Raw genomic sequence first — 26,818 nt, forward strand, 5'->3', positions numbered from 1 at the left:
GTTCAGGCGGAATGCCCGGGAAAGGTGATCAGTGTGAAGCCTTTCGGCTCGGCCAGCAGGGTCGTGGAGACCTCGGTCTGTGCTGCCAGGGCGGCAATCAGCTCGGCCTGTTCGCTATCGTCCAGCCCGAGTTGGCCGGTATGCGGGTCGATCAGTTCCAACTGCCAGGCCAGCAAGGTCAGGCAGTCCTGCAGGGCTTGCAAGGCACCCTCGTGCAGGTTGAGCCGCTCCGGTGCGTAGCTCAGGACTTCATGGATGTGCCGGGAAAATTTCGCCATGCAGCGCACGCCGAGTACATCGGCGCGTCCACCCAGCTTGTGCAGGGCGGTGAGCAGGCAGTCGATCGCATCCCGGTCGTTGCGGATCAGCTCCAGGTGCTGGCAGCACTCCTGCATCTTCGTCTGCAAGGTTTCCGCTTCCACCAGGAATTCCGGCAGGTTGGCCTGCCGTTCTTTACCGTTCAGCATGCTTTATCTCCATGAAATATCGGCAGGCGATAGAAGGTCGCGCTTGGCGAACGGCAGTGGATTAATGTGGGCCAACAGAGCGTTTCGGTGATCTGTTCCCGAGTTTTTCGGTACGGCACATTTGCAAAGGATTCTCATGCACTGACAGGCGCTGTTCGATAAATCGACTTGAGACGGTTGCGGGAAACGTCCAAAAGGACCGACCCAGAGCGCTTTAACCAGAGTTGTGAGGCGTCTCGCCTGGCTTTGCGGCCACCGTCCCGCGATTGAAAGCAAAAGCCTGACTCCATTCATGTAATGAGAATGGCGTCACATTAATGGCTATTGGATATTGCGAATATCAGGTTGGGCCTGATTGTTACTAGGGGATTCCCCTATGCGGGGGAACCAAAAGCAGCTCCGGTGGTCGTCTCGCGCACGGTGCGTCGAGCCCGGAGAGTGCACTCAGTAAAGCATGATGTTAATGTGACATCAAACGTTTTGCGTAGCATTTTGCGTGAGGGTCAAGGTCCGGCGAAAGCGGCCGATAACTCTCTCAATGAAGTTCTTTGTATCAACGCCCCAGGAGTGATTGATGGCCGGCATTCTCGACACGGTAGACCAACGTACGCAGCTGGTGGGAGAGAATCGTCTGGAGATTCTCATGTTCCGCCTGGCCGGTCGCCAGTTGTTCGCGATCAACGTGTTCAAGGTGCAGGAAGTCCTGCAACTGCCCAAACTGACCCTGATGCCCCAGCGCCATCCATTCGTCTGCGGGGTGGTCAACCTGCGCGGGCAGACCCTGCCGGTGATCGACCTGTCCCAGGCGATCGGCATGCGTCCGCTGGTGCCGGGCCCCGACAGCACGATTATCGTCACCGAGTACAACCGCTCGGTGCAGGCCTTCCTGGTCGGTGGCGTGGACCGTATCGTCAACATGAACTGGGAAGCGATCATGCCGCCGCCGGGCAGTGCCGGGCGCCAGCATTACCTGACCGCCATCAGCAAGGTCGACGATCAGTTGGTGGAGATCATCGACGTGGAGAAGGTTCTCGCCGAGATCGTACCGTACAACGCCAAGGTGTCTCGTGAAAAACTCGACGACCCGATCATGGAACATGCCCGTGGACGCGAGGTGCTGCTGGTCGACGACTCCAAGGTGGCCCTGTCGCAGTTGCGCGATACCCTCGGCCAGCTGGGGGTCAAGCTGCATATCGCCAGTGATGGTCTTCGGGCGCTGAACATGCTCAAGACCTGGGCCGATTCCGGCGCGGTGATGACCGATAAGCTGCTGATGGTGTTCACCGACGCGGAGATGCCGGAGATGGACGGTTATCGCCTGACCACCGAGATCCGCAATGACCCGCGTCTGCGTGGCCTGTACGTGGTGCTGCACACTTCGCTGTCCGGCAGTTTCAACGAAGCGATGGTGAAGAAGGTCGGCTGCGACAACTTCCTCTCCAAGTTCCAGCCGGACAAGCTGGTGGATGTGGTGCGCCAGCGCCTGTTGCTGGACCATCCCGGCGCCTGATTGTGCCGTCGGGGGCAGGTGCAAGGCCTGCCCCGGTCATCGCTGTGGTGATGTCGCCTTTGATTGGGTGATCGGCTCGTATATCGTGGTCTTTTTTTCACGGAGCCGGTCCTCATGTTGCGTCTGAGCGCGCTGTATCGTTATCCACTCAAGTCTGCAAAGGGTGAACGCCTGGGCCATGCCGCGCTCGATGAGCTGGGGTTGACCGGCGATCGACGCTGGATGGTGGTGGACGAGACCAGCGGGCGTTTCCTGACCCAGCGTGCGGTGGCCGGCATGAGTCAACTGTCGGCGTTGTGGAATGACGCCGGTGGCCTGACCCTGAGTGCGCCGGGGCATTCGTCGCTGGAGGTGGCCTTGCCGGCTGCCGATGAGCAACTGCGCGGCGTGACCATCTGGAGTGATACCCTGCGCGTGCCCGATGCCGGTGACGAGGCCGCGGCGTGGTTGAGCGGGTTCATCGGCAAGGCGGTGCGCCTGGTCCATGTGCCGCAGGAGCGGGCGCGAATCACCGAGGCCGGTTATGGCCGGGAAGATGACCGCGTGGCATTTGCCGACGGTTTTCCGTTGCTGCTGATCGGCCAGGCCTCGCTGGAGGATCTGTCGCGGAAGGTCGGGCGTCCGCTGGAGATGCTGCGCTTTCGGCCGAACCTGGTCATCGAGGGCAGTGAGGCGTTTGCCGAGGACCGGTGGAAGCGGATCCGGATTGGCGAGATCGAGTTCCGCCTGGTCAAGCCTTGCTCACGCTGCATTCTCACCACCATCGACCCGCAGACCGGGGAGCGCAGCGCCGACCGCGAGCCGCTAACCACGCTCAAGACCTATCGCGAGAAGGATGGGGACGTGTTTTTCGGGCAGAACCTGGTCAATGACGGGCTGGGGCGGCTGGAAGTGGGGATGCCGGTGACGATTCTCGAGTGATCCGTCGGGCCCTGTGGCGGGGCGACGGATTACATCTTTCTGCACGACATCTTTCCCTGTGGGAGCCGGCTTGCTGGCGATCCGCGGCAGGCGGCATTCAACGAGATCAGCGGCGCCTGATGCGCTGCTATCGCCAGCAAGCCGGCTCCCCAGGTCTGTTGTGGTCCCTGAATCAAGGGTGAGTTCAGGGCTCCACAGGTCACGTGTGCTCTTGCAGGTCGGCGTTTGAATCACTGATCGTCGAAGAAGCGCTCGTTCCAGTCCACCAGCGGCTGTGGTGCATTGAGCTTCTGGCCGTAGATCACCGCATAGGACAGCACGTTCTGCACGTACTGGCGGGTTTCGTCGAACGGAATGCTTTCCACCCAGACATCGAAGCTCAGGTGGTTCGCGCCCTTGAGCCATTGGCGAACCCGACCAGGACCTGCGTTGTAGGCGGCGGTGGCGAGCACCCGGTTGCCGTTGAACTGGCCGTGCACCTGGCTCAGGTAGGCGGCACCCAGCTGGACGTTCTTGTCCGGGTCCAGCACTTGCTGCGGCGAGGCCAGCGGGATGCTGAACTTGCGTGCGGTTTCCTTCGCCGTTCCGGGCATCAGTTGCATCAGGCCGCTGGCGCCGGCGTTGGAGCGGGCATCATCCATGAAGGCGCTTTCCTGGCGGGTGATCGCGAACGCCCAGCTCGAATGGATGCCGCGCAGCTTGGATTCGCGCACCAGGGTGTCGCGATGGGCCATCGGGAAGCGGATATCCAGGTCGTCCCAGTACTGCGCCTGGCTGATGGTACGGATCGCCGGGAAATACCACTTCAGGTCATAGGCCAGCTTGGCCTGTGCGACCATTTCGTCGCGGCTGAGGTGGCGGCTGGCGTGGTACCACTCGCGGCGACCGTCGACGATCTGGCCGCGGTCGTGCAGTTCCAGGGCGCGACGTATGCCCGGGGTGTTGCGGACCTTGTTGATCAACTGCTGGCTGAGGACCAGCGGGCGGTTGGTCAACTGGTAAGGGGTCTGCGAGCGGTCGGCGGCAAGGAAACCATAGAAGTCACGCTCGCGGGCGACGTTCTTGAGCAGCACCTGCGCCTGCGGGTTCTGTGGTTCGGCCAGTTCGAGGCTGCGGCCCTGCCAGTAGCGCCAGCGGTTGGTACTGGCCAGGTCCTGTGGCAGGCGGCGAGTCAACTGGTAGGCCTCTTCCCAGCGGCCCAGGCGCAGCAGCAGGCGCAGGCGCCACTCGGTGACGGTGTTGTCGCGCAGCTCCGGATCGTACTGGGTCATGATTTCCAGGGCGCGACCGTCGTAGCGGCGAGCCAGGGTCAGGCCGATTTCACGGGCGATGGACACCTTTTCGTCACGGGAAAAGTGCATGCTCGTGGCATAACCGTCGAGCAGTGCCATGGCCTTGTCCGGATCCTGGCGTGCCAGGCGCCGCAGGCCCAGGCCGACCACGTCGGACATCGCCTCGTCGGCTGGCATGAAGCGCGCCGGTTGGCTGAGCAGGTCAGGTTTCTGCGCCACGTCGATCATCAGGCGGCCTTGCGCGCCGAGGGTGTTCAGGCCCTTGGTCAAGGCCGTGGCCAGCCCGTAGTTGCGGGCCTCGGTGGCCAGCTTGACGCGTTGCCAGCGCTTCTGCTCGGTCAGTTGGCCCTGTGCGGCCCAAGCGTCGAACAGGGCATCGCAGGCACCGGGTTGGGTCTTGCCGGTCAGCCAGAGTTTCTCCGCGGTGGCGAAGCCCTCGGCGCGCAGGTTGTGGCTGAGCTGGTACTGGCCGTTGAGGCAGTCCAGTTCGGTGAAGTTCAGTTTCGGGTCGTAATACTTGACGAAGGGTGCCCAGTCGCCGCGTTCGGCCAGCCAGCGTAACCAGCGCAGCTTCATCCAGTTGGCCTGGGGCAGGTCGCCATGCTCGGCGAGGAACTGCTCGATCTCGGCGTTGCTGGCGGTCTTCAGCCGGGCAGTCAATTCGTCGTAGGCGAGGTAGGGTTCCAGCGGGTAGCTCAACAGGGCGCTGCGATTCTGGAAATACGGGCCCGAGTCGCCCTTGGCCAGGGCGCGCTTGGCATCATCGTAGAGTTGACGTTGCTGGGCGAGGTCGACGGCCTGTGCAGCTTGGACGGCGCAGGTGGAAAGAAGCAGACACGATAAAAAGTTGAAAAGACGGCTGCGCATGAGACTTCCGGTCAGAAAAACGGACAAGCGCTGGCTGGGCCGGCGCTGATTGTCCGGTAGCTTAGCCTTTTGCCGGCGACGGGCGAAAGTTTTGCCGGCCTCTCGTACGCAACTTGATACCAAATGTCATGTGCCGGACGGGGCGGGCGTCGACCACCGGCGAAAATCGCGACCGCCTCGCCGCTCAACATCGGGTAGAATGCGCGCCCGGTTTTTGGAGAAGCTCATGACCCTGCTCAAATTCAGCGATGTGTCCCTTGCTTTCGGCGCCATGCCGTTGTTGGACAAGGTGTCCTGGCAGATCGCCCGTGGTGAGCGGGTGTGCATCATCGGCCGCAACGGCACTGGCAAGTCCAGCATGTTGAAGCTGGTCAAGGGCGATCAGAAGCCCGACGACGGCTCCGTCTGGCGCGCGCCGGCGCTCAAGATCGGCGAATTGCCGCAGGAACTGCCGGTGGCCGACGAGCGCACCGTGTTCGACGTCGTGGCCCAGGGCCTGGACGGTGTCGGTGAGTTGCTGGCGCAATATCACCACCTGAGCCAGAACATCGTCACCGATGCCGACCTGGACAAGCTGATGCGCGTCCAGCATGACCTCGAAGCCCGCGATGGCTGGCGCCTGCAGACGCTGGTCGACAGTACCCTGAGCCGTTTGCAGCTGCCGGCCGACAAGACCCTGGCCGAGTTGTCCGGTGGCTGGCGCCGTCGCGTGCTGCTGGCCCAGGCCCTGGTGGCCGAGCCGGACCTGCTGCTGCTCGACGAACCGACCAACCACCTGGATATCGGCGCGATCGCCTGGCTGGAAGAAGCCCTCAAGGACTTCCAGGGGGCGGTCCTGTTCATCACCCACGACCGTTCCTTCCTGCAGAGCCTGGCGACCCGGATCCTCGAACTGGATCGCGGCGGGCTGATCGACTGGAACGGCGACTACGCCAGCTTCCTGGTGCACAAGGAAGCCGCGCTGGCTGCCGAGGAAACCGCCAACGCGCTGTTCGACAAGCGCCTGGCCCAGGAAGAAGTGTGGATTCGCCAGGGCATCAAGGCCCGGCGTACCCGTAACGAGGGCCGTGTGCGTGCTCTGAAGGCGCTGCGTGTCGAGCGTAGCGAGCGGCGCGAGCGCACCGGCAAGGCGAACATCCAGCTCGATACCGCCGAGAAGTCCGGCAAGCAGGTGATGGTCCTTGAGAACGTCAGCTTCGCCCATCCGGACGGCCCGGTGCTGGTCAAGGACTTCTCGATGGTCCTGCAGCGCGGTGACCGCATCGGCCTGCTCGGGGCCAACGGTACCGGCAAGACCACCCTGCTCAAGCTGATGCTGGGTGGCCTGGTGCCGACCAGCGGCAAGGTGGAGGAGGGCACTCGCATCGAGGTGGCCTATTTCGACCAGCTTCGCCATCAGCTGGACCTGGAAAAGACCGTGGTCGACAACGTCGCCGAAGGTCGCGATTTCATCGAGATCGATGGCCAGAGCCGTCATGTGCTCAGCTACCTCGGTGATTTCCTGTTCAGCCCGCAGCGGGCCCGCACGCCGGTCAAGGCGCTGTCCGGTGGCGAGCGCGCGCGGCTGCTGCTGGCCAAGCTGTTCAGCAAGCCGGCGAACCTGCTGGTCCTCGACGAACCGACCAACGACCTCGACGTGGAAACCCTCGAACTGCTGGAAGAGGTGCTGCTGACCTTCCAGGGTACCGTGCTGATGGTCAGTCACGACCGGGCATTCCTCGACAACGTGGTGACCAGCACCCTGGTGTTCGAGGGTGAAGGCAAGGTGCGTGAATACGTCGGTGGTTATCAGGACTGGCTGCGCCAGGGCGGCTCGCCGCGCCTGCTCGGGGTGACCGAGAGCAAGTCGGGCAAGGCCGAGCTGGAATCGGCGATCGTCAGTGCGCCGCCTGCGCAGGCTGCGCCTGTGGCTGAGGCACCGGCGGCGAAGAAGAAGCTCAGCTACAAGCTGCAGCGCGAACTGGAGGCTCTGCCGGGCGAGATCGATGCCAAGGAGCAGGCCATTGCCGCCGTGCAGGCCGAGATGGCCGAAGCAGGCTTCTACCAGCGTCCAGTGGCTGAAACCACTGCGGTGCTGGCCAAGCTGGAGGCCCTGCAGGCCGAGCTGGATGCAATGGTCGAGCGCTGGGCCGAGCTGGATGCCTGATTGACGGCGCGACAATAAAAAAGCCCGGCTTCATTCTGTGAGGCCGGGCTTTTTTCAGAAGCTGCTCAAGGGGTGCACAGGCGAGGCGGTGTCCTTGCAGGAGCAGGGCTTGCCCGCGAACAAGACAACGTCCTGTCACTGTTTCACCCTGCAATGCCATTCGCGGGCGAGCCCTGCTCCTACAGGGGCGGATCAGTTTTTGGTCTGGAGGCGTACCGCGAGGACGTCGCAGGAGGCGCCGTGCAGGACGTCGTTGGCAGTGGATCCGAGCAGCAGGGCCAGGCCATGGCGTCCGTGGCTGCCGACCACGATCAGGTCACAGTGCTGTTCCTTGGCCAGATGGTGAATTTCCTGGCGCGGCTGGCCGTAGGTCAGGTGGCAGGTGTCCTTGGAAATTTCAGGGTATTTGTTGATCAGCCGTTCCAGGCGCTCCTTGGCCTGGTCGAACTGCTGCTGTTGCAATTGGGACAGGTCCATCGGGACGTCGCCGCCAAAGGCCATGGCCATGGGCTCGACGATGTGGACCAGCGAGAGCTTGGCGTTGTTGCTGGCCGACAGTTCGCGTGCGCGGTGAATGACCGGGTCGCACTCTTCCGTCAGGTCGACGGCAACCAGAATGTGGTTGTAGGGCATTGGAGGCACCTCCTGAGGATCGCATTTGTATTAATTATGGCTCGTTTCAAGCTGATTGGTTCTGCGCTGAATCAATCGCTCATGAATAATCATCGGGGAGTAGAGATATGACGGTCTGGATAGTGGTGTCAATCCTGGCGGTGGTTCTCAGTCCTCTGGCCTGGCTGCGTCCGTCGCGCCGCCAGAGCGATCGGATGGCCCTGCGCATGGAGGCGCGCCGCATTGGCCTGGGCATGCAGCTGGCGCCCCAGGAATGGCCGCACTGGCTGCCCCAGGAGCCGCCAAGCCCCTGTGCGCAGTATCATCGACCACGGCGCGGCAAGGTATCGCCGTGCTGGTGCTATTGGCAGAGCGAGCCGGGTGTGTGGGTCAACCAGTGGCGCGAAGTGCTCGCGGACGAGGCGCTGCTGGCCCATTTGCGGACGTTGCCGGGCAATGTCTTCAAGGTCGAGGCGGATGCGCAGATGATCGCGCTCTACTGGGGCGAACGCGGTGACGCGAAAGTACTCCAGGATATCGCGGCGGTGCTCAAGGCGCTGGCTTGAGCCGAGGGCATTCCATCGGCAAACCGCTCTGGCACCTTCCTTTCACAAAAAGTGTCCATATTTTCCACTAGGCTCTCTCTTGGAGTCTGGTAGGCCTGTTCTCAGATTTGTGTCTGATCTGATGGCTTTGCGTGCTATTGATTTCATGAATGAAGCGCCATCAGGACGGCGGCTGCAGCACCTGCACGCCTGGAAAGTGACCGGAAAGTCGCATTTTTTCGGGGTGTTTTCGGCAATTGACAATTGCCTCGAATTCCGTGAAGGTGTCCACACCCAAATCAAACGGGCGTATGAATTGAGCGTTTGTCTGACAGACCGCTCTTACAGAATCCCGACTATCGCGTCGGCGGGTGTGCCTGGCGGCTTGGCGTAGCAGTGACGGTGACGTCAATGCGGGGCCGGAAGCTAGCGACCGACGTGTACTGTTCAGCTTCCATATCGTGGAGATCAGTTGATGATTTACGAAGGTAAAGCCATCACGGTTAAGGCTCTTGAAAGTGGCATCGTCGAACTGAAGTTCGATCTCAAGGGTGAGTCCGTCAACAAGTTCAACCGTCTCACCCTGAACGAACTGCGTCAGGCGGTGGATACCCTCAAGGCCGATGCCTCGGTCAAGGGTGTCATCGTCAGCAGCGGCAAGGACGTGTTCATCGTCGGTGCCGACATCACTGAATTCGTCGACAACTTCAAGTTGCCTGATGCCGAGCTCGTGGCCGGTAACCTCGAAGCCAACAGGATCTTCAGCGATTTCGAAGACCTGGCCGTTCCGACCGTTGTCGCGATCAACGGCATCGCCCTGGGCGGTGGTCTGGAAATGTGCCTGGCCGCGGACCTGCGGGTCATGTCGAGCAGCGCCAAGATCGGCCTGCCGGAAGTCAAGCTGGGCATCTACCCGGGCTTCGGCGGCACCGTCCGCCTGCCACGCCTGATCGGTGTGGACAACGCCATCGAGTGGATCGCCGCCGGCAAGGAAAACCGTGCCGAAGACGCACTGAAAGTCGGCGCCGTCGACGCCGTGGTTGCCCCCGAGCAACTGCAGCAGGCCGCCCTAGACCTGGTCAAGCGCGCCATTTCCGGCGAGATCGACTACAAGGCCAAGCGCCAGCCGAAGCTGGACAAGCTCAAGCTCAACGCCATCGAGCAGATGATGGCCTTCGAGACCGCCAAGGGCTTCGTGGCCGGGCAGGCGGGTCCCAACTACCCGGCGCCGGTCGAGGCGATCAAGACCATCCAGAAGGCCGCCAACTTCGGTCGTGACAAGGCCCTGGAAATCGAAGCCGCCGGCTTCGTGAAACTGGCCAAGACCTCGGCTGCCGAAAGCCTGATCGGTCTGTTCCTGAACGACCAGGAACTGAAGAAGAAGGCCAAGGCCTACGACGAAATCGCCAAGGACGTGAAGCAGGCCGCCGTACTCGGCGCTGGCATCATGGGTGGCGGCATCGCCTACCAGTCGGCGTCCAAGGGCACGCCGATCCTGATGAAGGACATCAACGAACACGGTATCGAGCAGGGCCTGGCCGAAGCCGCCAAGCTGCTGGTCGGTCGCGTCGACAAGGGCCGCATGACCGCGGCGAAGATGGCCGAAGTGCTCAATGGCATTCGTCCGACCCTGTCCTACGGTGACTTCGGCCACGTCGACCTGGTGGTCGAGGCGGTCGTCGAGAACCCGAAGGTCAAGCAGGCAGTCCTGGCGGAAGTGGAAGCCCAGGTCAAGGAAGATGCCGTGCTGGCATCCAACACCTCGACCATTTCCATCAGTCTGCTGGCCAAGGCCCTCAAGCGTCCGGAAAACTTCGTCGGCATGCACTTCTTCAACCCCGTGCACATGATGCCGCTGGTGGAAGTGATCCGTGGCGAGAAGTCCAGCGAACAGGCGATCGCCACCACCGTGGCCTACGCCAAGAAGATGGGCAAGAACCCGATCGTGGTCAACGACTGCCCCGGCTTCCTGGTCAACCGTATCCTGTTCCCGTACTTCGGCGGTTTCGCCAAGCTGGTCAGTGCCGGTGTGGACTTCGTTCGTATCGACAAGATCATGGAGAAGTTCGGCTGGCCGATGGGCCCGGCGTACCTGATGGACGTGGTCGGCATCGACACCGGTCACCATGGTCGCGACGTGATGGCCGAAGGCTTCCCGGATCGCATGAAGGACGACCGTCGTTCGGCTGTCGATGCCTTGTACGACGCCAAGCGCCTGGGCCAGAAGAATGGCAAGGGCTTCTACGCCTACGAGACCGACAAGCGTGGCAAGCAGAAGAAGGTCGCCGATCCGTCGGTGCTGGAAGTGCTCAAGCCGATCGTCTACGAGCAGCGTGAAGTGACCGACGAGGACATCATCAACTGGATGATGATCCCACTGTGCCTGGAAACCGTGCGCTGCCTGGAAGACGGCATCGTCGCCACTGCGGCCGAGGCCGACATGGGCCTGGTCTACGGCATCGGTTTCCCTCCCTTCCGTGGCGGTGCGCTGCGCTACATCGACTCGATCGGTGTGGCCGAGTTCGTTGCCCTGGCTGACCAGTACGCCGATCTGGGCGCGCTGTACCACCCGACCGCGAAACTGCGTGAAATGGCCAAGAACGGCCAGCGGTTCTTCGGTTAAGCGCCCACACTAGAGCGAGAGTGAACGATATGAGCTTGAATCCTAGAGACGTCGTGATTGTCGACTTCGGTCGTACTCCGATGGGCCGCTCCAAGGGCGGCATGCACCGCAATACCCGTGCCGAGGACATGTCCGCGCACCTGATCAGCAAGCTGCTGGAGCGCAACACCAAGGTCGACCCGAACGAGGTCGAGGACGTGATCTGGGGCTGCGTGAACCAGACCCTGGAGCAGGGCTGGAACATCGCGCGCATGGCCTCGCTGATGACCCAGATCCCGCACACCGCTGCCGGCCAGACCGTCAGCCGCCTGTGTGGCTCGTCGATGAGCGCACTGCACACCGCCGCCCAGGCGATCATGACCGGCAATGGTGACGTTTTCGTCGTTGGCGGCGTCGAGCATATGGGCCACGTGGGCATGATGCATGGTGTCGATCCGAACCCGCACCTGTCGCTGTACGCGGCGAAGGCTTCGGGCATGATGGGGCTGACCGCCGAGATGCTCGGCAAGATGCACGGCATCACCCGTGAGGCTCAGGACGCCTTTGGCGTGCGTTCCCACCAGCTCGCCCACAAGGCGACCGTGGAAGGCAAGTTCAAGGACGAGATCATCCCGATGCAGGGTTATGACGAGGCTGGCTTCCTGAAGGTCTTCGACTACGACGAGACCATTCGCCCGGAAACCAACCTGGAAAGCCTGGCGGCGTTGAAGCCGGCATTCAACCCCAAGGGGGGGACCGTGACCGCGGGTACTTCGTCGCAGATCACCGATGGTGCCTCGTGCATGATCGTGATGTCGGCGCAGCGTGCGCAGGACCTGGGTATCCAGCCGCTGGCGGTGATCCGTTCGATGGCGGTGGCCGGTGTCGATCCGGCGATCATGGGTTATGGTCCCGTGCCAGCGACCCAGAAAGCCCTCAAGCGTGCCGGGCTGTCGATCTCCGACATCGACTTCTTCGAGCTCAACGAAGCCTTCGCCGCACAGGCCCTGCCAGTGCTGAAGGACTTGAAAGTGCTCGACAAGATGGACGAGAAGGTTAACCTGCACGGCGGTGCCATCGCCCTGGGTCACCCGTTCGGTTGCTCGGGTGCACGGATTTCCGGCACCCTGCTGAACGTGATGAAACAGAACGGCGGCACTTTCGGGGTGTCCACCATGTGTATCGGCCTCGGCCAGGGCATTGCCACCGTCTTCGAACGCGTCTGAGTGTTTCGTTGACGGAAACCGGGGCCTGGTGCCCCGGTTTTTGTTTTTGCGATATTTTTTATTTTATTTTGTAAGAGGGCCGATACATGACTTTGCAACCCGGGCTCTATCAGCATTACAAGGGGCCGCAGTACCGCGTTTTCAGCGTGGCACGGCATTCCGAGACCGAGGAAGAGGTGGTGTTCTACCAGGCGCTGTATGGCGAATACGGCTTTTGGGTACGGCCCTTGAGCATGTTCCTGGAGTCGGTCGAGGTTGACGGCGAACGGGTCCCACGCTTTGCTTTGGTGCAGGCCGAGCCGAGTGTTTTTTCCAAGGCTTGAGGGCCGGTCGCGCAGCACCCTGTGCTTGACCTCACCTTGTTGCCACTATATATAGCGGTGCCGCGCCAGTCGCGGGCTGCGCTCTCACTTCTAGCATTCAGGAATTTTCCGATCCATGGGCAAATCGCTGGTCATTGTGGAATCCCCGGCTAAGGCCAAGACCATCAACAAGTATCTGGGAACCCAGTACGTGGTGAAGTCGAGTATCGGCCATATCCGAGACCTGCCCACCAGCGGTTCGGCCAGTGCCACCAAGGAACCCGCTGCCAAGCGCGGCAAGGCTGCGGCCAGCGAGGCGCCTGCGCTCTCGGCGAAGGAGAAGGCCCGCAAGCAGCTGGTGTCGCGCATGGGCGTCGACCCGGATCATGGCTGGAAAGCCCGCTACGAGATCCTTCCTGGCAAGGAGAAGGTGATCGAGGAGCTGCGCCGACTGGCCAAGGATGCCGACACCATCTATCTCGCAACCGACTTGGATCGCGAGGGGGAAGCCATTGCCTGGCACCTGCGCGAAGCCATCGGCGGGGACGACAGCCGCTACAAGCGCGTGGTGTTCAACGAAATCACCAAGAAGGCGATCCAGGAGGCCTTCTCGGCGCCTGGCGAGCTGGACATCGACCGCGTCAATGCCCAGCAGGCCCGTCGCTTCCTCGATCGCGTGGTTGGCTACATGGTCTCGCCGCTGCTGTGGGCGAAGATCGCCCGTGGCCTGTCCGCCGGTCGCGTGCAGTCGGTGGCGGTGAAGCTGGTGGTCGAGCGTGAACGTGAGATTCGCGCGTTCATCCCGGAAGAGTACTGGGAAGTGCATGCCGGCCTGGGCACGACCAAGGGCGCCAAGGTGCGCTTCGAGGTGGCGCGGGAGAACGGCGAGGCCTTCAAGCCGCTGAACGAAGCCCAGGCCATGGCGGCGCTGGAGAAGCTCAAGGCCTCGGCCTACACCATCGCCAAGCGTGAAGACAAGCCGACCAGCAGCAAGCCTTCGGCTCCGTTCATTACCTCCACTCTGCAGCAGGCCGCGAGCAACCGCCTGGGCTTCGGGGTGAAGAAGACCATGATGATGGCCCAGCGTCTGTACGAAGCGGGCTACATCACCTACATGCGTACCGACTCCACCAACCTCTCGGCAGACGCCGTGGCGATGGCGCGGACCTATATCGAGGGCGAGTTCGGCGCGAAATACCTGCCGTCCGCACCGAACGTCTACAGCAGCAAGGAAGGTGCCCAGGAGGCGCACGAGGCGATCCGGCCTTCGGACGTCAACACTGACCCGAGCAAGCTCTCGGGCATGGAGCGTGACGCCGAGCGCCTGTACGAGCTGATCTGGCGCCAGTTCGTCGCTTGCCAGATGCTGCCGGCGCAGTACCTGTCGACCACTGTCAGCGTCGCCGCTGGCGACTTCGAGCTGCGTGCCAAGGGTCGCATCCTCAAGTTCGACGGCTACACCCGGGTTCTGCCACAGCTGAGCAAGCCGGGCGACGATGATGTCCTGCCGGACATGGCCCAGGGCGAAGTGCTGAAGCTGATCCAGCTCGACCCGAGCCAGCACTTCACCAAGCCGCCGGCGCGTTACTCCGAAGCCAGCCTGGTCAAGGAAATGGAGAAGCGTGGTATCGGTCGTCCTTCGACCTATGCGGCGATCATTTCCACCATCCAGGATCGCGGCTACGTGGCGTTGCACAATCGTCGCTTCTACTCCGAGAAGATGGGCGACATCGTTACTGAGCGCCTGGCGGAAAGCTTCTCGAACCTGATGGACTACGGGTTCACCGCGGACATGGAGGAGAACCTCGACGACGTGGCCCAGGGCGAGCGTGACTGGAAGAACGTGCTCGACGAATTCTACGGCGACTTCAAGAAGAAGCTGGAAGTGGCCGAGGGTGCGGAAAACGGCATGCGTGCCAACCAGCCGGTCATGACCGATATCCCATGCCAGACCTGCGGCCGGCCGATGCAGATCCGTACCGCCTCGACCGGTGTGTTCCTCGGTTGCTCGGGCTACAGCCTGCCACCGAAAGAACGCTGCAAGGCAACCGTCAACCTGGTGCCGGGCGACGAAATCGCCGCGGACGACGAGGGTGAGTCGGAATCGCTGGTGTTGCGTGGCAAGCATCGCTGCCCGATCTGCAGCACCGCGATGGACGCCTACCTGCTGGACGAGAAGCGCAAGCTGCACATCTGTGGCAACAACCCGGATTGCGCCGGCTACGAGATCGAGGAAGGCAACTACCGGATCAAGGGTTACGAAGGGCCGAGCCTGGAGTGCGACAAGTGCGGTAGCGAGATGCAGCTCAAGACCGGCCGTTTCGGCAAGTTCTTCGGTTGCACCAACCCGACCTGCAAGAACACGCGTAAGCTGCTCAGAAGCGGTGATGCGGCGCCGCCGAAAATGGACCCGGTGAAGATGCCGGAGCTCAAGTGCGAGAAGGTCGACGACACCTACATCCTGCGGGATGGTGCCTCGGGCCTGTTCCTGGCCGCGAGCCAGTTCCCGAAAAATCGCGAGACCCGTGCGCCACTGGTGCTCGAAATCGTCCCGCACAAGGATGAAATCGATCCGAAGTACCACTTCCTCTGCGAAGCGCCGCAGAAGGACCCGGACGGCCGTCCAGCGGTGATCCGCTACAGCCGCAAGACCAAGGAGCAGTACGTGCAGACCGAGGTCGATGGCAAGCCGACGGGCTGGAAGGCGTTCTACGACAGCGGCAAGTGGAAGGTGGAAGACAAGCGTCAGGGTGCCTGATCCGTTTGCCGGTCGAGGTCCTGGTTTCCTTGAAGCCAGGGCCTGATGCGGGCCCCTGCAGGAGCGTGGCTTGCCCGCGAAGCTTTTAGCGTCCTTGAAGACGCCTTCGCGGGCAAGCCGCGCTCCTGCAGCGGGCCGTGTATGGTCTTATTTGGGAGTGCGCCATCATGGCCAACGAACTCTATACCCGTACCAACCAGAAGATCTTCTACGCCGGCCTGGCCCTGGAAGCCCTTGGCAAGGCCGAGGAGAGCCGGGCGATGAACGCGCTGGCGCTGACCCAGGCCGAGCGTGAAGCCGCGGTATTTCATCTCTATGGCGCCTTGCTCGGGCTGTGTCATGAGATCGCCGGCTTCTATCGTCTGCCTCAGGCCAGCGCGCCGCGCGCCGAGTTGTTGCTGACCCGGGAAGTGCTGGAGTCCATCGCCATTCCGGAAATGGCCGAGCTGGTAGAGCTGGCCCACAGCCCGCAAACCTGGCTGGCGCGGCTGATCGCTGCCCACTCTGCGCTCTATCTGCCACCGCTGGCGCCGCGCAAACCCAAGGGCGATGTGTTGCAGCCGCTGATCGAGGCAGTCAGCCTGGATGAAGAGGCGGCACCGGAGCTGGGCCGTGAAGAGTTGGAAAGCTGGCGGCAGAACCTCAAGGCGCTGGCGATTCGCTTCCGGGATGGGCTCAGCGAGTGCTGATCTGCGCGGACGGGATGTAGGTTCCGTCTGTCAGTTGTTCATCAGGCGGTAACGAAAGCTGTTGAGATGATGAGCGAGTTGCCATGAATGACTGGTATAATATTGTCCTTTCGTGGAGAACAGACTTTTATGCCTACGTCCTTTCTAGAAATTGTCGAGCTGCCGGACGGCCGTATCGAGCTGCGCCGCGCCGAGGACGAAGGTTCTCTGGTCACCCTGAACTTTTCTGAGGACGCCAAGGCCTTCCTGCAGGGCCAGCACGTCGAAGTGGCCAAGGCCATGTTGAGCGTGGGTGTGCAGATGGCAGGGCGCCTGGTGGAAGGCGAGTTTGAGAAAGAAGAAGACGGTCCGCGGGTTCTTCACTAAGGAGCTGTGCGTGCCTGGCTCAGGTACGTGTCTGTAGCCAGTCGTTGGTCCTATCGGCTTCTCTGTCCTGGAGAAGCCTTGTGGGGTGGGTGCGAACAGCCTGCCTATCGTTATCCCGCTTCAACCCAAGCGAATATTCAGGCTGTGTGCGTCGCCCTTGCGTGCGGCGTTGATCAATTGTTGGCGAGCGCTGCTGCTCAGCGGATTCAACCAACTGACCACGGTATGGCTGCGCCCCAGGCGCAAGGCCTCACAGGCTAGTTGCTGGGCATTCTGGGCGCTGCTGGGTTGCAGGAGCAGAATTCGCTCGCGGTTCAGGCCGGCTTCGCGCAGCCAGGCCTGGGTGACGCTGGCGGGTGGGGCGATCAGGGTCAGCCAGCGGGCGTCCTGGTCCTGGCTCAGTTCGCGCAGGATCGGGGCCAGCAGGCTCAGGCAATTCCCGCCGCGCAACGACAACTCGCTAAAGGCCTCGGGCTCGGTGCTCCAGGGTGTTTCGACCACGTCCTTCAGGACCGGGGCCAGCGGCTGCATCATGAACGCTTCGAACAAGGGCAGCTGTGCATGTTGTGGAGTTTGCGGAAATTGCATGACGCCTCCTTCAGCGGCGAATGACGCCGACGCTCAGGCCTTCGATGACGAAGTCCTGCTCTTTCAGGTTGACTTCGATAGGGGCGAACTCGGGGTTTTCCGCCAGCAGCCAGACCTTGCTGCCCTCGCGCTTGAAGCGCTTGACGGTGACTTCCTCGCCGATGCGGGCGACCACGATCTGGCCGTTGCGGGCTTCGCGGCAGGTGTGCACGGCCAGCAGGTCGCCGTCGAAAATGCCGACGTCCTTCATGCTCATGCCGTGGACGCGCAACAGGTAGTCGGCCCGAGGGTGGAAGAACGTCGGGTTGATGTTGCAGGATTCCTCGACATGCTGTTCGGCGAGGATAGGCGCACCAGCCGCGACGCGACCGATGATCGGCAGGGTGGATTCGTCGACCTTGGCTTCGAAACCCGGAATACGAATGCCACGCGAGGCACCGGGTGTCATTTCGATCGCACCCTTGCGGGCCAGGGCCTTGAGGTGTTCTTCGGCCGCATTCGGTGACTTGAAGCCCAGTTCCTGGGCAATCTCCGCACGAGTAGGCGGATAGCCGTTGTCATCGAGGCAGCGTTTGATAAAAGCCAGAATCTCAGCTTGGCGAGGCGTCAGTTTTAGCATTTCGATGGCTCTGTCTTTTTATACAGTGACTGGAATTATATACAGTGCGAGGCGCTTGGCAATCCTCCTTTTCAAGGTGGCCGCCGGACGGTTGTCGCAAAGGGCTTCGGGATCCATGGCAAGTGCCGCGCTACAGGTGCGGGTTCTATGATTTAATACCTGACTGACCGGCCGGAAAGGGACCGTCAGGCTTGACATTCCGTGGTCTGAAACGTATGTTTCAAACAAGTGTTTGTCAGGCGGAGTAGTCATGGCCCAGTCGGAAACCGTTGAACGCATTCTCGATGCTGCCGAGCAATTGTTCGCGGAAAAAGGTTTCGCCGAGACCTCGTTGCGGTTGATCACCAGCAAGGCGGGGGTCAATCTCGCGGCGGTGAACTACCATTTCGGCTCGAAAAAGGCCCTGATCCAGGCGGTCTTCTCGCGTTTCCTCGGCCCATTCTGCGTCAGCCTCGAGCGCGAACTGGAGCGCCGCCAGGCCAAGCCGGAGGTCAAGCCGACCCTGGAAGAACTGCTGGAAATACTCGTCGAACAGGCCCTGGTCGTGCAGCCCCGCAGCGGCAACGACCTGTCGATCTTCATGCGCCTGCTGGGCCTTGCCTTCAGCCAGAGCCAGGGCCACCTGCGCCGTTACCTGGAGGACATGTACGGCAAGGTGTTCCGCCGCTACATGCTGCTGGTTAATGAAGCGGCCCCGCGTATCCCCCCGATCGAGCTGTTCTGGCGCGTGCACTTCATGCTCGGCGCAGCGGCGTTCAGCATGTCCGGGATCAAGGCGCTGCGCGCGATCGCCGAGACCGATTTCGGCGTCAATACCTCGATCGAGACGGTGATGCGCCTGATGGTGCCCTTCCTGGCGGCCGGCATGCGCGCCGACAGCGGTGTCACCGACGAAACCATGGCCGCCGCGCAACTGCGCCCGCGCAGCAAGTCGGCGGCGCCTGTCGTCAAGGCCTGACGCATCCGGGTGGGCGCGCAGGCCTCGATCCGCTAAGCTTGCCGCCCATGCCTGACTCCTTTGCGTTTGCCGCTCCCTTTTTTCCTGTTCGTCTGCCGGATGCGCTCCGTGGCAGGGCGTTCGCACGCCTGGCGGTTTTCCAGACGGCCCTTTTTCACAAGGATTTCCTATGAGTACTGCCCTGCAAGGCTCCCTGATGGTCGATATCGCCGGCACCTGGCTGACGTCTGAAGATCGCCAGTTGTTGCGCCAGCCGCAAGTGGGTGGGCTGATCATCTTCGCGCGCAACATCGAGAGCCCGCGCCAGGTGCGCGAACTGAGCGCTGCGATCCGCGCGATTCGCCCTGATCTGCTGTTGGCGGTCGACCAGGAGGGCGGGCGGGTGCAGCGCCTGCGCCAGGGCTTCGTGCGCCTGCCGGCGATGCGCGCGATTGCCGACAACCCGCAGGCCGAGCGCCTGGCCGAACACTGCGGTTGGCTGATGGCGACCGAGGTGCTGGCGGTCGGGCTCGACCTGAGCTTTGCCCCGGTACTGGACCTGGACTATCAGCGTAGCGCGGTGGTTGGAAGTCGTTCCTTCGAGGGTGATCCGGAGCGTGCGGCCCTGCTCGCCGGTGCATTCATCCGCGGCATGAGGGCGGCCGGCATGGCCGCCACCGGCAAGCACTTTCCCGGGCATGGCTGGGCCGAGGCGGACTCCCATGTGGCAATCCCGGTCGACGAGCGCAGCCTGGACACCATTCGCGCCCATGACCTGGTGCCTTTCGCCCACCTGAGCCAGCAGCTGGCGGCGGTGATGCCGGCTCACGTGATCTATCCGCAGGTCGATGCGCAACCTGCCGGCTTCTCGCGGCGCTGGTTGCAGGACATCCTGCGCGGCGAGTTACGGTTCGATGGGGTGATCTTCAGTGATGACCTGTCCATGGCCGGTGCCCATGTGGTGGGCGATGCGGCCAGTCGTATCGAGGCGGCGCTGTCGGCCGGGTGCGACATGGGGCTGGTGTGCAATGACCGGGCGGCGGCGGAGCTGGCCCTGAGTGCCGCGCAGCGCCTGAAGGTGGCGCCGTCGCCACGGATCGCGCGGATGCGTGGCCAGGGCTTCGCCCGCACGGACTACCGCGAGCAGCCGCGATGGCTGGAGGCGCTGGGGGCGTTGCGCGAGGCTCAGCTCATCGATTGAGTGGCGTCATATTCGAGGGCCCATTCGCGGGCAAGCCCGGCTCCTACAAGGTGTGCCGTACTCCATCTGACGCACGACACGCATACTGTAGGAGCCGGGCTTGCCCGCGAAGCTTTCAGGGGGGGCTCAACGCCCGGCCTTCTTGTCCGGCAGCGGCGCGAACAGCGCCTCGATGTCCTCGTTCTGCAACTGCCAGTCCCCGGCCTGGCGCCCGTCGAGCACGCCGGAGGCCAAGTCGGATTTTTCCTGTTGCAGGTGCTGGATCTTTTCCTCGACCGTGCCGCGGGCAATCATCTTGTAGACGAACACCGGCTTTTCCTGGCCGATCCGGTAGGCGCGGTCAGTGGCCTGGTTTTCCGCCGCCGGGTTCCACCACGGGTCGTAGTGGATCACGGTGTCGGCTTCGGTCAGGTTCAGACCGACGCCACCGGCCTTGAGGCTGATGAGGAAAATCTGCAGCTTGCCGCTCTGGAAGTCCTTCACCGGTGTACGTCGGTCACGGGTCTGCCCGGTCAGCAAGCCGTAGGTGACATGGCGTTTTTTCAGTTCGGCCTCGATCAGTGACAGCATCGAGGTGAACTGCGAGAACAACAGGATTCGCCGACCTTCGGCGAACAGCTCCTCGAGCATTTCCATCAGGCTGTCGAGCTTGCCCGATGCGCTGCCGCGGGCCGGAGGGGTCGCGTCGCTGACCAGGCGCAGGTCGCAGCAGACCTGGCGCAGCTTGAGCAGCGCCTCGAGGATGATGATCTGGCTGCGCGCCACGCCCTTGCGGGTGATTTCGTCACGGACCTTCTTGTCCATCGCCAGGCGCATGGTCTCGTAGACGTCGCGTTGCGCCTCGTTGAGTTCGACCCAGTGGATGATCTCGGTCTTGGGTGGCAGCTCGGTCGCCACCTGTTCCTTGGTGCGGCGCAGCAGGAACGGCTTGATCCGGCCGTTCAGGTGTTGCAGGCGCACTTCACTGGCGTGCTTCTCGATGGGGATGCGATAGTCGCGGTTGAAGCTCTTGGCGTCGCCCAGCCAGCCTGGCAGCAGGAAGTGGAACAGCGACCACAGCTCGCCCAGGTGGTTTTCCAGGGGCGTGCCGCTTAGGCACAGGCGTTGCCTTGCCTGGAGTTCGCGGGTGGCCTGGGCGGCCTTGCTGCCGGGGTTCTTGATGTACTGCGCCTCGTCGAGCACCAGCACGTGCAGGGGCTGGGTCTTGAGCGTGTCGATGTCCTTGGGCAGCAGGGCGTAGGTGGTGAGGATCAGGTCGTAGTCGCCCAGTCGTTCGAAATGCTTCTTGCGGGCCGCGCCATACAGCGCCAGGACCTTGAGTTGCGGCGTGAAGTGCGCGGCTTCGTCGAGCCAGTTGGGGATCAGGCTGGTGGGCATCACCACCATGCACGGGCGATCGAGGCGTCCGGCGTTCTTCTCGCTGAGGATGTGCGCCAGGGTCTGCAGGGTCTTGCCCAGGCCCATGTCGTCGGCGAGGATCCCGCCGACTTCCAGCTGCCGCAGCGATTGCATCCAGCTCAGGCCCTCGTGCTGGTAGGGGCGCAGCGTGGCGTTGAGGCCCTCGGGGACGCTGGCGCTGTACTCGCGGATATCGCGCAGCCGCTCGGCCAGGCTGCGGATTTGCGCCCCGCCTTCCCACAGCAGTGGCAGGCCGTCCAGGGGGTTGAGCCGGGTCGCGTCGGCGTTGCTCAGGCGCAGCGTGGTGCTGCCGGGTTCTTCCAGGTAGAACTCGCCCAGCGTGCTGAGTACCGGCTTGAGGCGACCATAGGGCAGTGCCACCTGTAGCGGGTCGTGGCTGCCGCTGGGCGAGGCGGGGATGTTCACCAGGATCAGTTCGTCATCCCGGCGCCGGGCCAGTCGCTCGGGGTTGAGCAGTTCGGTGTGCGAGCGCATCAGGTTGAGCAGGATCGGCAACAGGCTCAGGCGCTCGCCATTGACGATGATTCCCAGTTCCAGGTCGAACCAGTCGCGCTCCGGGGCTTCATCGACAGTGGCGTACCAGTCGTCGACCGGGCTTAGGTCGAAGCCGAAGTCTTCGTCGATCTGCAATTCCCAGCCCAGCGCGCGCAAGCCTGGCAGCTCGTTGAGGGTGAAGTTCAGCCAGGCGCTGTCATTGACCATTTCGTACAACTCGCCGGCGCTTTCCGGCAGGGCCTTGCTCTGCCGGGTGGCAACCTTGAAACCAAGCTGGCGCAGTTGTTCGCGGCAGGCCTTTTCCGCTTCGGGCTGGCGCTTGATGCGCAGGCTCTGGTGTTCCTGGCGCAGGATGATGTCGGCGTTCTTCTGGCCGCTGGCGTACTCGCCCAGGTAATTGAACGACAGTGCCGCGCGGTGCTGGATGTAGCGCTGCATGCGCCCGTTGCGGGGTTCGAAGGCACTGAACTCGACACTCGCCAGCCATAACCGGGGCACCGGTTGAACGTCGTCGACCTGCTGCTGGGGGGGCGGCGGTGGGCGCGAGTCGAGCACGGCCTGGAGTTTTTCCAGCAGCTCGGCATCTTTCTCCGCGGCCGGGTAGGCCAGGGTTTCCTGTACTTTCAGCAGGACCGCCGCCGTGTGCTTGCAGTGGCTGCGCACCGGGCAGGTACACGTCGCGTCGATGATCAGCAGGGTGCCCTTGGCCGATTCGCGCAGGTGGATGGTCTGCCGATAGACGTTGCCGCCAGAGCCTTCGCAGCTGGCGGTGATCGTGCTGTCGGCGGCCTCGACGATTCTCACCCGGTTTTCGATCGCGTAGCGGCGACCGCGCTCCAGACTCTGTTCCTTGAAGCGGCTGGCCCAGGACGGGGCGAGCGGCTTGGTCATGGAGGGTGTCACGGGCGCGGGCATCTGGCTTTCACTGGTCGAGGTTCTGGGACGGCGCTTCGCGGCGGGAGGCGTTCAGCGAGGTCACCTTGAGCAGCAGGCCGAGGTGGCCGGCGTCGAGGAAGTTGAGCTGGCCGTTCTTGGTCTGGCTGGTCTGGCTCAGGCGCTCGCTGGCATTGACCACGCCATTGTTGTCGAAACCGTTGACCCAGAATTGCGCCTGCACCTCGGTGAAGCGCTTGAGGGTCAGGCTCAGGGTGCCTTCCACCGGGAACTGGCCGAACTGCTCCTGGCCTGAGGTGATCGAGACGACGCTCGGCTGGTCGCCGAGGTTCTGCTGCCAGGCCTTGTGCAGCAGCACCTCGTAGTTGCCGCTGGCGCTGAGCTTGCTGGCCATGTCGTTCAGGCTGGGGGTGCGCTCGTCACTGGCCGTGATGGCTTTCGCCCCCTTGGCCCAGTCTTCCGGAGCCGGCTGGCTCTGGAAGGGTTGTTCGAGGTTCTGCCGCACCAGGATCATTTCGACCTGGTATGGCTCATCGGCAAAGGCGGCCGGGGAAAGCAGGGTCAACAACACGGCCAGCGATGGGATCAGGCGCATACGGCGTCCTTATCAGGCAGATTTCGGGGTGAGGCGCTCGAACAGCGCCTCCAGTGTATTAAAGCGTTCTTCCGCACGTTCCATCGGTACCATGAACTTGAAGATCGTGGCGCCTTCGAACTTGTAGCGGTTGGGTTGTCCCTGGATCAGCTTGATCAGTGCCAGTGGATCGACCGGTGTGTCCGCGGTGAACTCGATGCGTCCGCCTTGCGGGCCGCCGTCGATCTTCCTGATCCCCAGTTGCTCGGCCTGCAGCTTGAGCAGTGTCAGGCGCACCAGGTTCTTGGTCGGCTCGGGCAGCAGGCCGAACCGGTCGATCATCTCCACTTGCAGGTCCTTGAGGCCTTCCTCGTCGGTCGCCGAGGCGATGCGCTTGTAGAGGATCAGGCGCGCGTGCACGTCCGGCAGGTAGTCTTCGGGGATCAGCGCCGGCAGGCGCAGGTTGATCTCCGGGCCGCCACCCAGCGGCTGGTCGAGGTTCGGCTGTTCGCCCTTGCGGATGGCCTTGACCGCGCGCTCGAGCATTTCCATGTACAGCGTGAAACCCACCGCCTGGATCTGGCCGCTCTGGCCGTCGCCGAGCAGTTCGCCGGCGCCACGGATCTCCAGGTCGTTGGTGGCGAGGACGAAGCCGGCCCCCAGGTCCTGGGTGTTGGCGATCGCCTCCAGGCGTTTCTCCGCGTCGGCGGTGATCTGCTGGCGACCCGGCGTCAGCAGGTAGGCGTAGGCCTGGTGGTGGCTGCGTCCGACCCGACCACGCAACTGGTGCAACTGGGCCAGGCCGAACTTGTCGGCACGCTCGATGATGATGGTGTTGGCGCTCGGTACGTCGATGCCGGTCTCGATGATGGTCGAGGCGATCAGCACGTTGAAGCGCTTGTGGTAGAAGTCGCTCATCACCTGTTCGAGTTCGCGCTCGCGCATCTGCCCGTGACCAATGCCGATGCGGGCTTCCGGCACCAGCTCGGCGAGGTCGGCGGCGCACTTCTCGATGGTCTTCACGTCGTTGTGCAGGTAGTAGACCTGGCCGCCGCGCAGCAGCTCGCGCAGCAGCGCTTCCTTGACCGTGCTCTTGTTCTGCTCCATGACGAAGGTGCGTACCGACAGTCGGCGCGCTGGCGGCGTGGCGATGATCGACAGGTCACGCATGCCCGACACGGCCATGTTCAGCGTGCGCGGAATCGGCGTGGCGGTCAGGGTGAGGATGTCGACCTCGCTGCGCAGGGCCTTGAGCTGTTCCTTCTGGCGCACGCCGAACCGGTGTTCCTCGTCGATGATCACCAGGCCCAGGTTCTTGATCTTTACATCGTCCTGCAGCAGCTTGTGGGTGCCGATGACGATGTCGATCTTGCCTTCGGCGAGGTCGGCCACGGCGGCGCTGACTTCCTTGGCTGACTTGAAGCGGCTCATCACCTCGACGGTCACCGGCCAGTCGGCGAAGCGGTCGCGGAAGCTGTTGTAGTGTTGCTGGGCGAGCAGGGTGGTCGGCACCAGGATCGCCACCTGCCTGCCACCGTGCACGGCGATGAAGGCTGCGCGCATGGCCACTTCGGTCTTGCCGAAGCCGACGTCACCGCAGACCAGGCGGTCCATCGGCTTGGCGGCGAGCATGTCGGCGCGTACCGCCTCGATGGCGCTCTGCTGGTCCGGGGTTTCCTCGAAGGGGAAGCCGGCGCTGAAGGTCGCATAGTCGGCCTTCGGATCGTTGAACGCATAACCTTCGCGCGCGGCGCGGCGGGCATAGATGTCGAGCAGTTCGGCGGCGACGTCGCGGACCTGCTCGGCGGCCTTGCGCTTGGCTTTCTGCCAGGTTTCCGAGCCGAGTCGATGCAGTGGGGCGAGGGCGTCGTCGCTGCCGGTGTAGCGGGCGATCAGGTGCAGGTTGGCGACCGGCACGTAGAGCTTGGCGCCCTCGGCATATTCGAGGGTGAGGAACTCGGCGGCCTGGTTGTCGATTTCCAGGGTCGCCAGGCCCAGGTAGCGGCCGACGCCATGGTCGATGTGCACCACCGGTGCGCCTTCACGCAGCTCGGTGAGGTTCTTGATCACCGCGTCGTTGTTGGCGTCGGCGCGCTTTTCCCGGCGCCGGCGCTGCATCACGCGCTGGCCGAACAGCGGACTTTCGGCAATCAATGCCAGGGCCGGGTCGTCGAGCACCAGGCCTTCGTCCAGCGGGGCAATGGTGATTGCCAGGCGTTCCTTGCCAGCGGCGAATTCCGGCCAGTTGTCGACGGTTTTCGGGCGCAGCTTGAGTCGTTCCAGCAGTTCCAGCAGGACTTCCCGGCGGCCGGCGGATTCGGCGGTGAACAGCACGCGGCCGGGGAACTGGTCGAGGAACCCGGAGAGCGCCGCCAGGGGCTGGTTGGCCTTGGCTTCGATTGCCAGGTTCGGCAGTTCGCGGGCGGCGAAACGCTCCCGGCCGACACCGGTTTCCACGTCCTGCTGGCTGGCGATCACGCGCGGCCAGCTTTTCAGGCGGGCAAAGCAGTCTTCCACCGGCAGGAACAGCTCGGCCGGTGGCAGCAGGGGGCGGGTCGGGTCGATGCGGCGTTCGTCATAGCGATTGCGCACATCGTTCCAGAAGTTTTCCGCAGCCTGTTCGATGCCCGGCAGGGAGAACACCTGGGTGTCCTGCGGCAGGTAGTCGAACAGCGTCGAGGTTTCCTCGAAGAACAGTGGCAGGTAGTACTCGATACCGGCAGGGGTGATGCCACTGTTGAGGTCCTGGAAGATCGAGCAGCGGCGGAAGTCGACATCGAAGCGCTCGCGAAAGCGCGCCTTGAAACGGATCAACGCCTCTTTCTGCAGCGGGAATTCCTTGGCCGGCAGCAGGCGCACCGAATCGACCTTGTCGATGGAGCGCTGGTTTTCCGGGTCGAAGGTGCGCAGCGTCTCGATCTCGTCATCGAACAGGTCGATACGGTATGGCAGCTTGCTGCCCATCGGGAACAGGTCGATCAGGGCCCCGCGCACGGCGAACTCGCCGTGTTCGTAGACCGTGTCGACGCAGCGGTAGCCGGCAGCCTCCAGGCGGGTGCGCATCTGCTCCACGTCCAGCTTCTGGCCGACATCCAGGACCAGGCTGCTGCCCAGCAGGAATTTGGTCGGGGCCAGGCGATGCAGGGCGGTGGTGACCGGCACCACCAGCACGCCATGTTCCAGTTCCGGCAGCCGATAGAGGCTGGCGATACGCTGGGAGATGATGTCCTGGTGCGGCGAGAACAGGTCGTAGGGCAGCGTTTCCCAGTCGGGGAAATGCAGCACCGGCAGATCGGGAGCGAAGAAACTCAGCTCCTGTTCCAGCCGTTCGGCGCTCTGGCTGTCGGCAGTCAGTAGCAGGGTGAAGCGCCGGGCGGCGCTGGCAGCCTCGGCAATGGCCAGGCTGAGTGCGGCACCGGGGAGGTTGCCCCAGTGTTGTTTGCCTGTTGCGGCAGGCAGTAGCGGTAGACGCAGAACGGGCACGGAAGGTTGAGCTCCAAGCGTTGCGACAAATTGATCAATTGTAACGGTCCCGGGTGCCGCCTGTCAGTTGCAGACTGTGCCGATTGCATGACGAGGGAAATGTAGTGGCTATGACAAAAAAACACGGTTTTTCCCTGAATATGTAGTGGGGTATGCCCGCAGTGTTTCGGAGGGTTACAGACAAGTCGTACTGACTGCTCCAAAATGGGGCGCTCTGGAAGCCGCGTGTTTACTGGTCTGCGTCGAGGTCGGGATTTTTCCGTGGGCATTTTCTGTGACGAAGGGTGACAGTCGCGCATTGCTCA

Annotated in this window: 20 protein-coding genes; 12 read left to right on the forward strand and 8 right to left on the reverse strand. The window is 63.0% G+C overall.

Translation table 11 applies throughout. The annotated features are described in order from the left end of the window. Positions 1-2 precede the first annotated feature (2 nt). Positions 3-467, reverse strand: coding sequence for a hypothetical protein (locus HU752_RS10150; protein WP_186681805.1), 465 nt, complete (start codon positions 465-467; stop codon positions 3-5). Between the two features lie 574 nt (positions 468-1,041). On the opposite strand from HU752_RS10150, the gene HU752_RS10155 reads away from it, so the two are divergent. After that, positions 1,042-1,977, forward strand: coding sequence for a chemotaxis protein CheV (locus HU752_RS10155; RefSeq protein WP_186681803.1), 936 nt, complete (start codon positions 1,042-1,044; stop codon positions 1,975-1,977). Between the two features lie 114 nt (positions 1,978-2,091). Next, a complete protein-coding gene (locus HU752_RS10160; RefSeq protein WP_186681801.1) occupies positions 2,092-2,898 on the forward strand; it encodes an MOSC domain-containing protein in 807 nt (268 codons plus the stop codon). Positions 2,899-3,128: 230 nt separating this feature from the next. Here HU752_RS10160 and HU752_RS10165 read toward each other — a convergent pair whose 3' ends face one another. Next, positions 3,129-5,057 (reverse strand): transglycosylase SLT domain-containing protein, encoded by a 1,929-nt coding sequence (locus HU752_RS10165; RefSeq protein ID WP_186681799.1) that lies wholly within the window; start codon positions 5,055-5,057, stop codon positions 3,129-3,131. Between the two features lie 226 nt (positions 5,058-5,283). Between HU752_RS10165 and HU752_RS10170 the strand changes: the two genes are divergently transcribed. Further along, positions 5,284-7,203, forward strand: a complete 1,920-nt coding sequence (locus HU752_RS10170) for an ATP-binding cassette domain-containing protein (RefSeq protein ID WP_186681797.1) — start codon at positions 5,284-5,286, stop codon at positions 7,201-7,203. A 192-nt stretch (positions 7,204-7,395) separates the two neighbouring features. Here the strand turns inward: HU752_RS10170 and HU752_RS10175 are convergent, their stop codons facing one another. Next, complete coding sequence (locus HU752_RS10175) at positions 7,396-7,836, reverse strand: universal stress protein (RefSeq protein WP_186681795.1); 441 nt, start codon at positions 7,834-7,836, stop codon at positions 7,396-7,398. Positions 7,837-7,943: 107 nt separating this feature from the next. On the opposite strand from HU752_RS10175, the gene HU752_RS10180 reads away from it, so the two are divergent. From HU752_RS10180 to HU752_RS10210, 7 genes are all read left to right on the forward strand, one after another. Continuing rightward, complete coding sequence (locus tag HU752_RS10180; protein WP_186681793.1) at positions 7,944-8,381, forward strand: hypothetical protein; 438 nt, start codon at positions 7,944-7,946, stop codon at positions 8,379-8,381. 454 nt (positions 8,382-8,835) lie between these two features. Further along, positions 8,836-10,983, forward strand: coding sequence for a fatty acid oxidation complex subunit alpha FadB (gene fadB / locus HU752_RS10185; RefSeq protein ID WP_186681791.1), 2,148 nt, complete (start codon positions 8,836-8,838; stop codon positions 10,981-10,983). Between the two features lie 29 nt (positions 10,984-11,012). Further along, positions 11,013-12,188 (forward strand): acetyl-CoA C-acyltransferase FadA, encoded by a 1,176-nt coding sequence (fadA, locus tag HU752_RS10190; protein ID WP_186681789.1) that lies wholly within the window; start codon positions 11,013-11,015, stop codon positions 12,186-12,188. 86 nt (positions 12,189-12,274) lie between these two features. Continuing rightward, positions 12,275-12,511: a DUF1653 domain-containing protein gene (locus HU752_RS10195; RefSeq protein WP_010449615.1), complete on the forward strand. Its 237-nt coding sequence runs from the start codon at positions 12,275-12,277 to the stop codon at positions 12,509-12,511. A gap of 115 nt (positions 12,512-12,626) precedes the next feature. Beyond that, complete coding sequence (topA, locus tag HU752_RS10200) at positions 12,627-15,248, forward strand: type I DNA topoisomerase (protein WP_186681787.1); 2,622 nt, start codon at positions 12,627-12,629, stop codon at positions 15,246-15,248. A 167-nt stretch (positions 15,249-15,415) separates the two neighbouring features. Then, positions 15,416-15,937 (forward strand): DUF6586 family protein, encoded by a 522-nt coding sequence (locus HU752_RS10205; RefSeq protein ID WP_186681785.1) that lies wholly within the window; start codon positions 15,416-15,418, stop codon positions 15,935-15,937. 129 nt (positions 15,938-16,066) lie between these two features. Beyond that, a complete protein-coding gene (locus HU752_RS10210; protein ID WP_186681784.1) occupies positions 16,067-16,303 on the forward strand; it encodes a hypothetical protein in 237 nt (78 codons plus the stop codon). Between the two features lie 120 nt (positions 16,304-16,423). Here the strand turns inward: HU752_RS10210 and sulA are convergent, their stop codons facing one another. After that, positions 16,424-16,891: an SOS-induced cell division inhibitor SulA gene (gene sulA / locus HU752_RS10215; RefSeq protein ID WP_186681782.1), complete on the reverse strand. Its 468-nt coding sequence runs from the start codon at positions 16,889-16,891 to the stop codon at positions 16,424-16,426. Positions 16,892-16,901: 10 nt separating this feature from the next. Further along, positions 16,902-17,510, reverse strand: coding sequence for a transcriptional repressor LexA (gene lexA, locus HU752_RS10220; RefSeq protein ID WP_026145583.1), 609 nt, complete (start codon positions 17,508-17,510; stop codon positions 16,902-16,904). Between the two features lie 250 nt (positions 17,511-17,760). On the opposite strand from lexA, the gene psrA reads away from it, so the two are divergent. Further along, complete coding sequence (psrA, locus tag HU752_RS10225) at positions 17,761-18,468, forward strand: transcriptional regulator PsrA (protein WP_186681780.1); 708 nt, start codon at positions 17,761-17,763, stop codon at positions 18,466-18,468. Positions 18,469-18,649: 181 nt separating this feature from the next. After that, positions 18,650-19,648 (forward strand): beta-N-acetylhexosaminidase, encoded by a 999-nt coding sequence (gene nagZ, locus HU752_RS10230; protein WP_186681883.1) that lies wholly within the window; start codon positions 18,650-18,652, stop codon positions 19,646-19,648. 126 nt (positions 19,649-19,774) lie between these two features. Here nagZ and HU752_RS10235 read toward each other — a convergent pair whose 3' ends face one another. The 3 genes from HU752_RS10235 to mfd are packed head-to-tail and all read right to left on the reverse strand — an operon-like array spanning position 19,775 to position 26,513. Beyond that, on the reverse strand, positions 19,775-22,453 hold the full coding sequence (locus HU752_RS10235; protein ID WP_437182338.1) for a DEAD/DEAH box helicase: 2,679 nt from the start codon (positions 22,451-22,453) through the stop codon (positions 19,775-19,777). Between the two features lie 31 nt (positions 22,454-22,484). Beyond that, positions 22,485-23,051: a CsiV family protein gene (locus HU752_RS10240; protein WP_186681778.1), complete on the reverse strand. Its 567-nt coding sequence runs from the start codon at positions 23,049-23,051 to the stop codon at positions 22,485-22,487. A 12-nt stretch (positions 23,052-23,063) separates the two neighbouring features. Beyond that, complete coding sequence (mfd, locus tag HU752_RS10245; RefSeq protein WP_186681777.1) at positions 23,064-26,513, reverse strand: transcription-repair coupling factor; 3,450 nt, start codon at positions 26,511-26,513, stop codon at positions 23,064-23,066. Positions 26,514-26,818: the final 305 nt, after the last annotated feature.

Source organism: Pseudomonas vanderleydeniana, from assembly GCF_014268755.2.
Lineage (GTDB): Bacteria > Pseudomonadota > Gammaproteobacteria > Pseudomonadales > Pseudomonadaceae > Aquipseudomonas > Aquipseudomonas vanderleydeniana.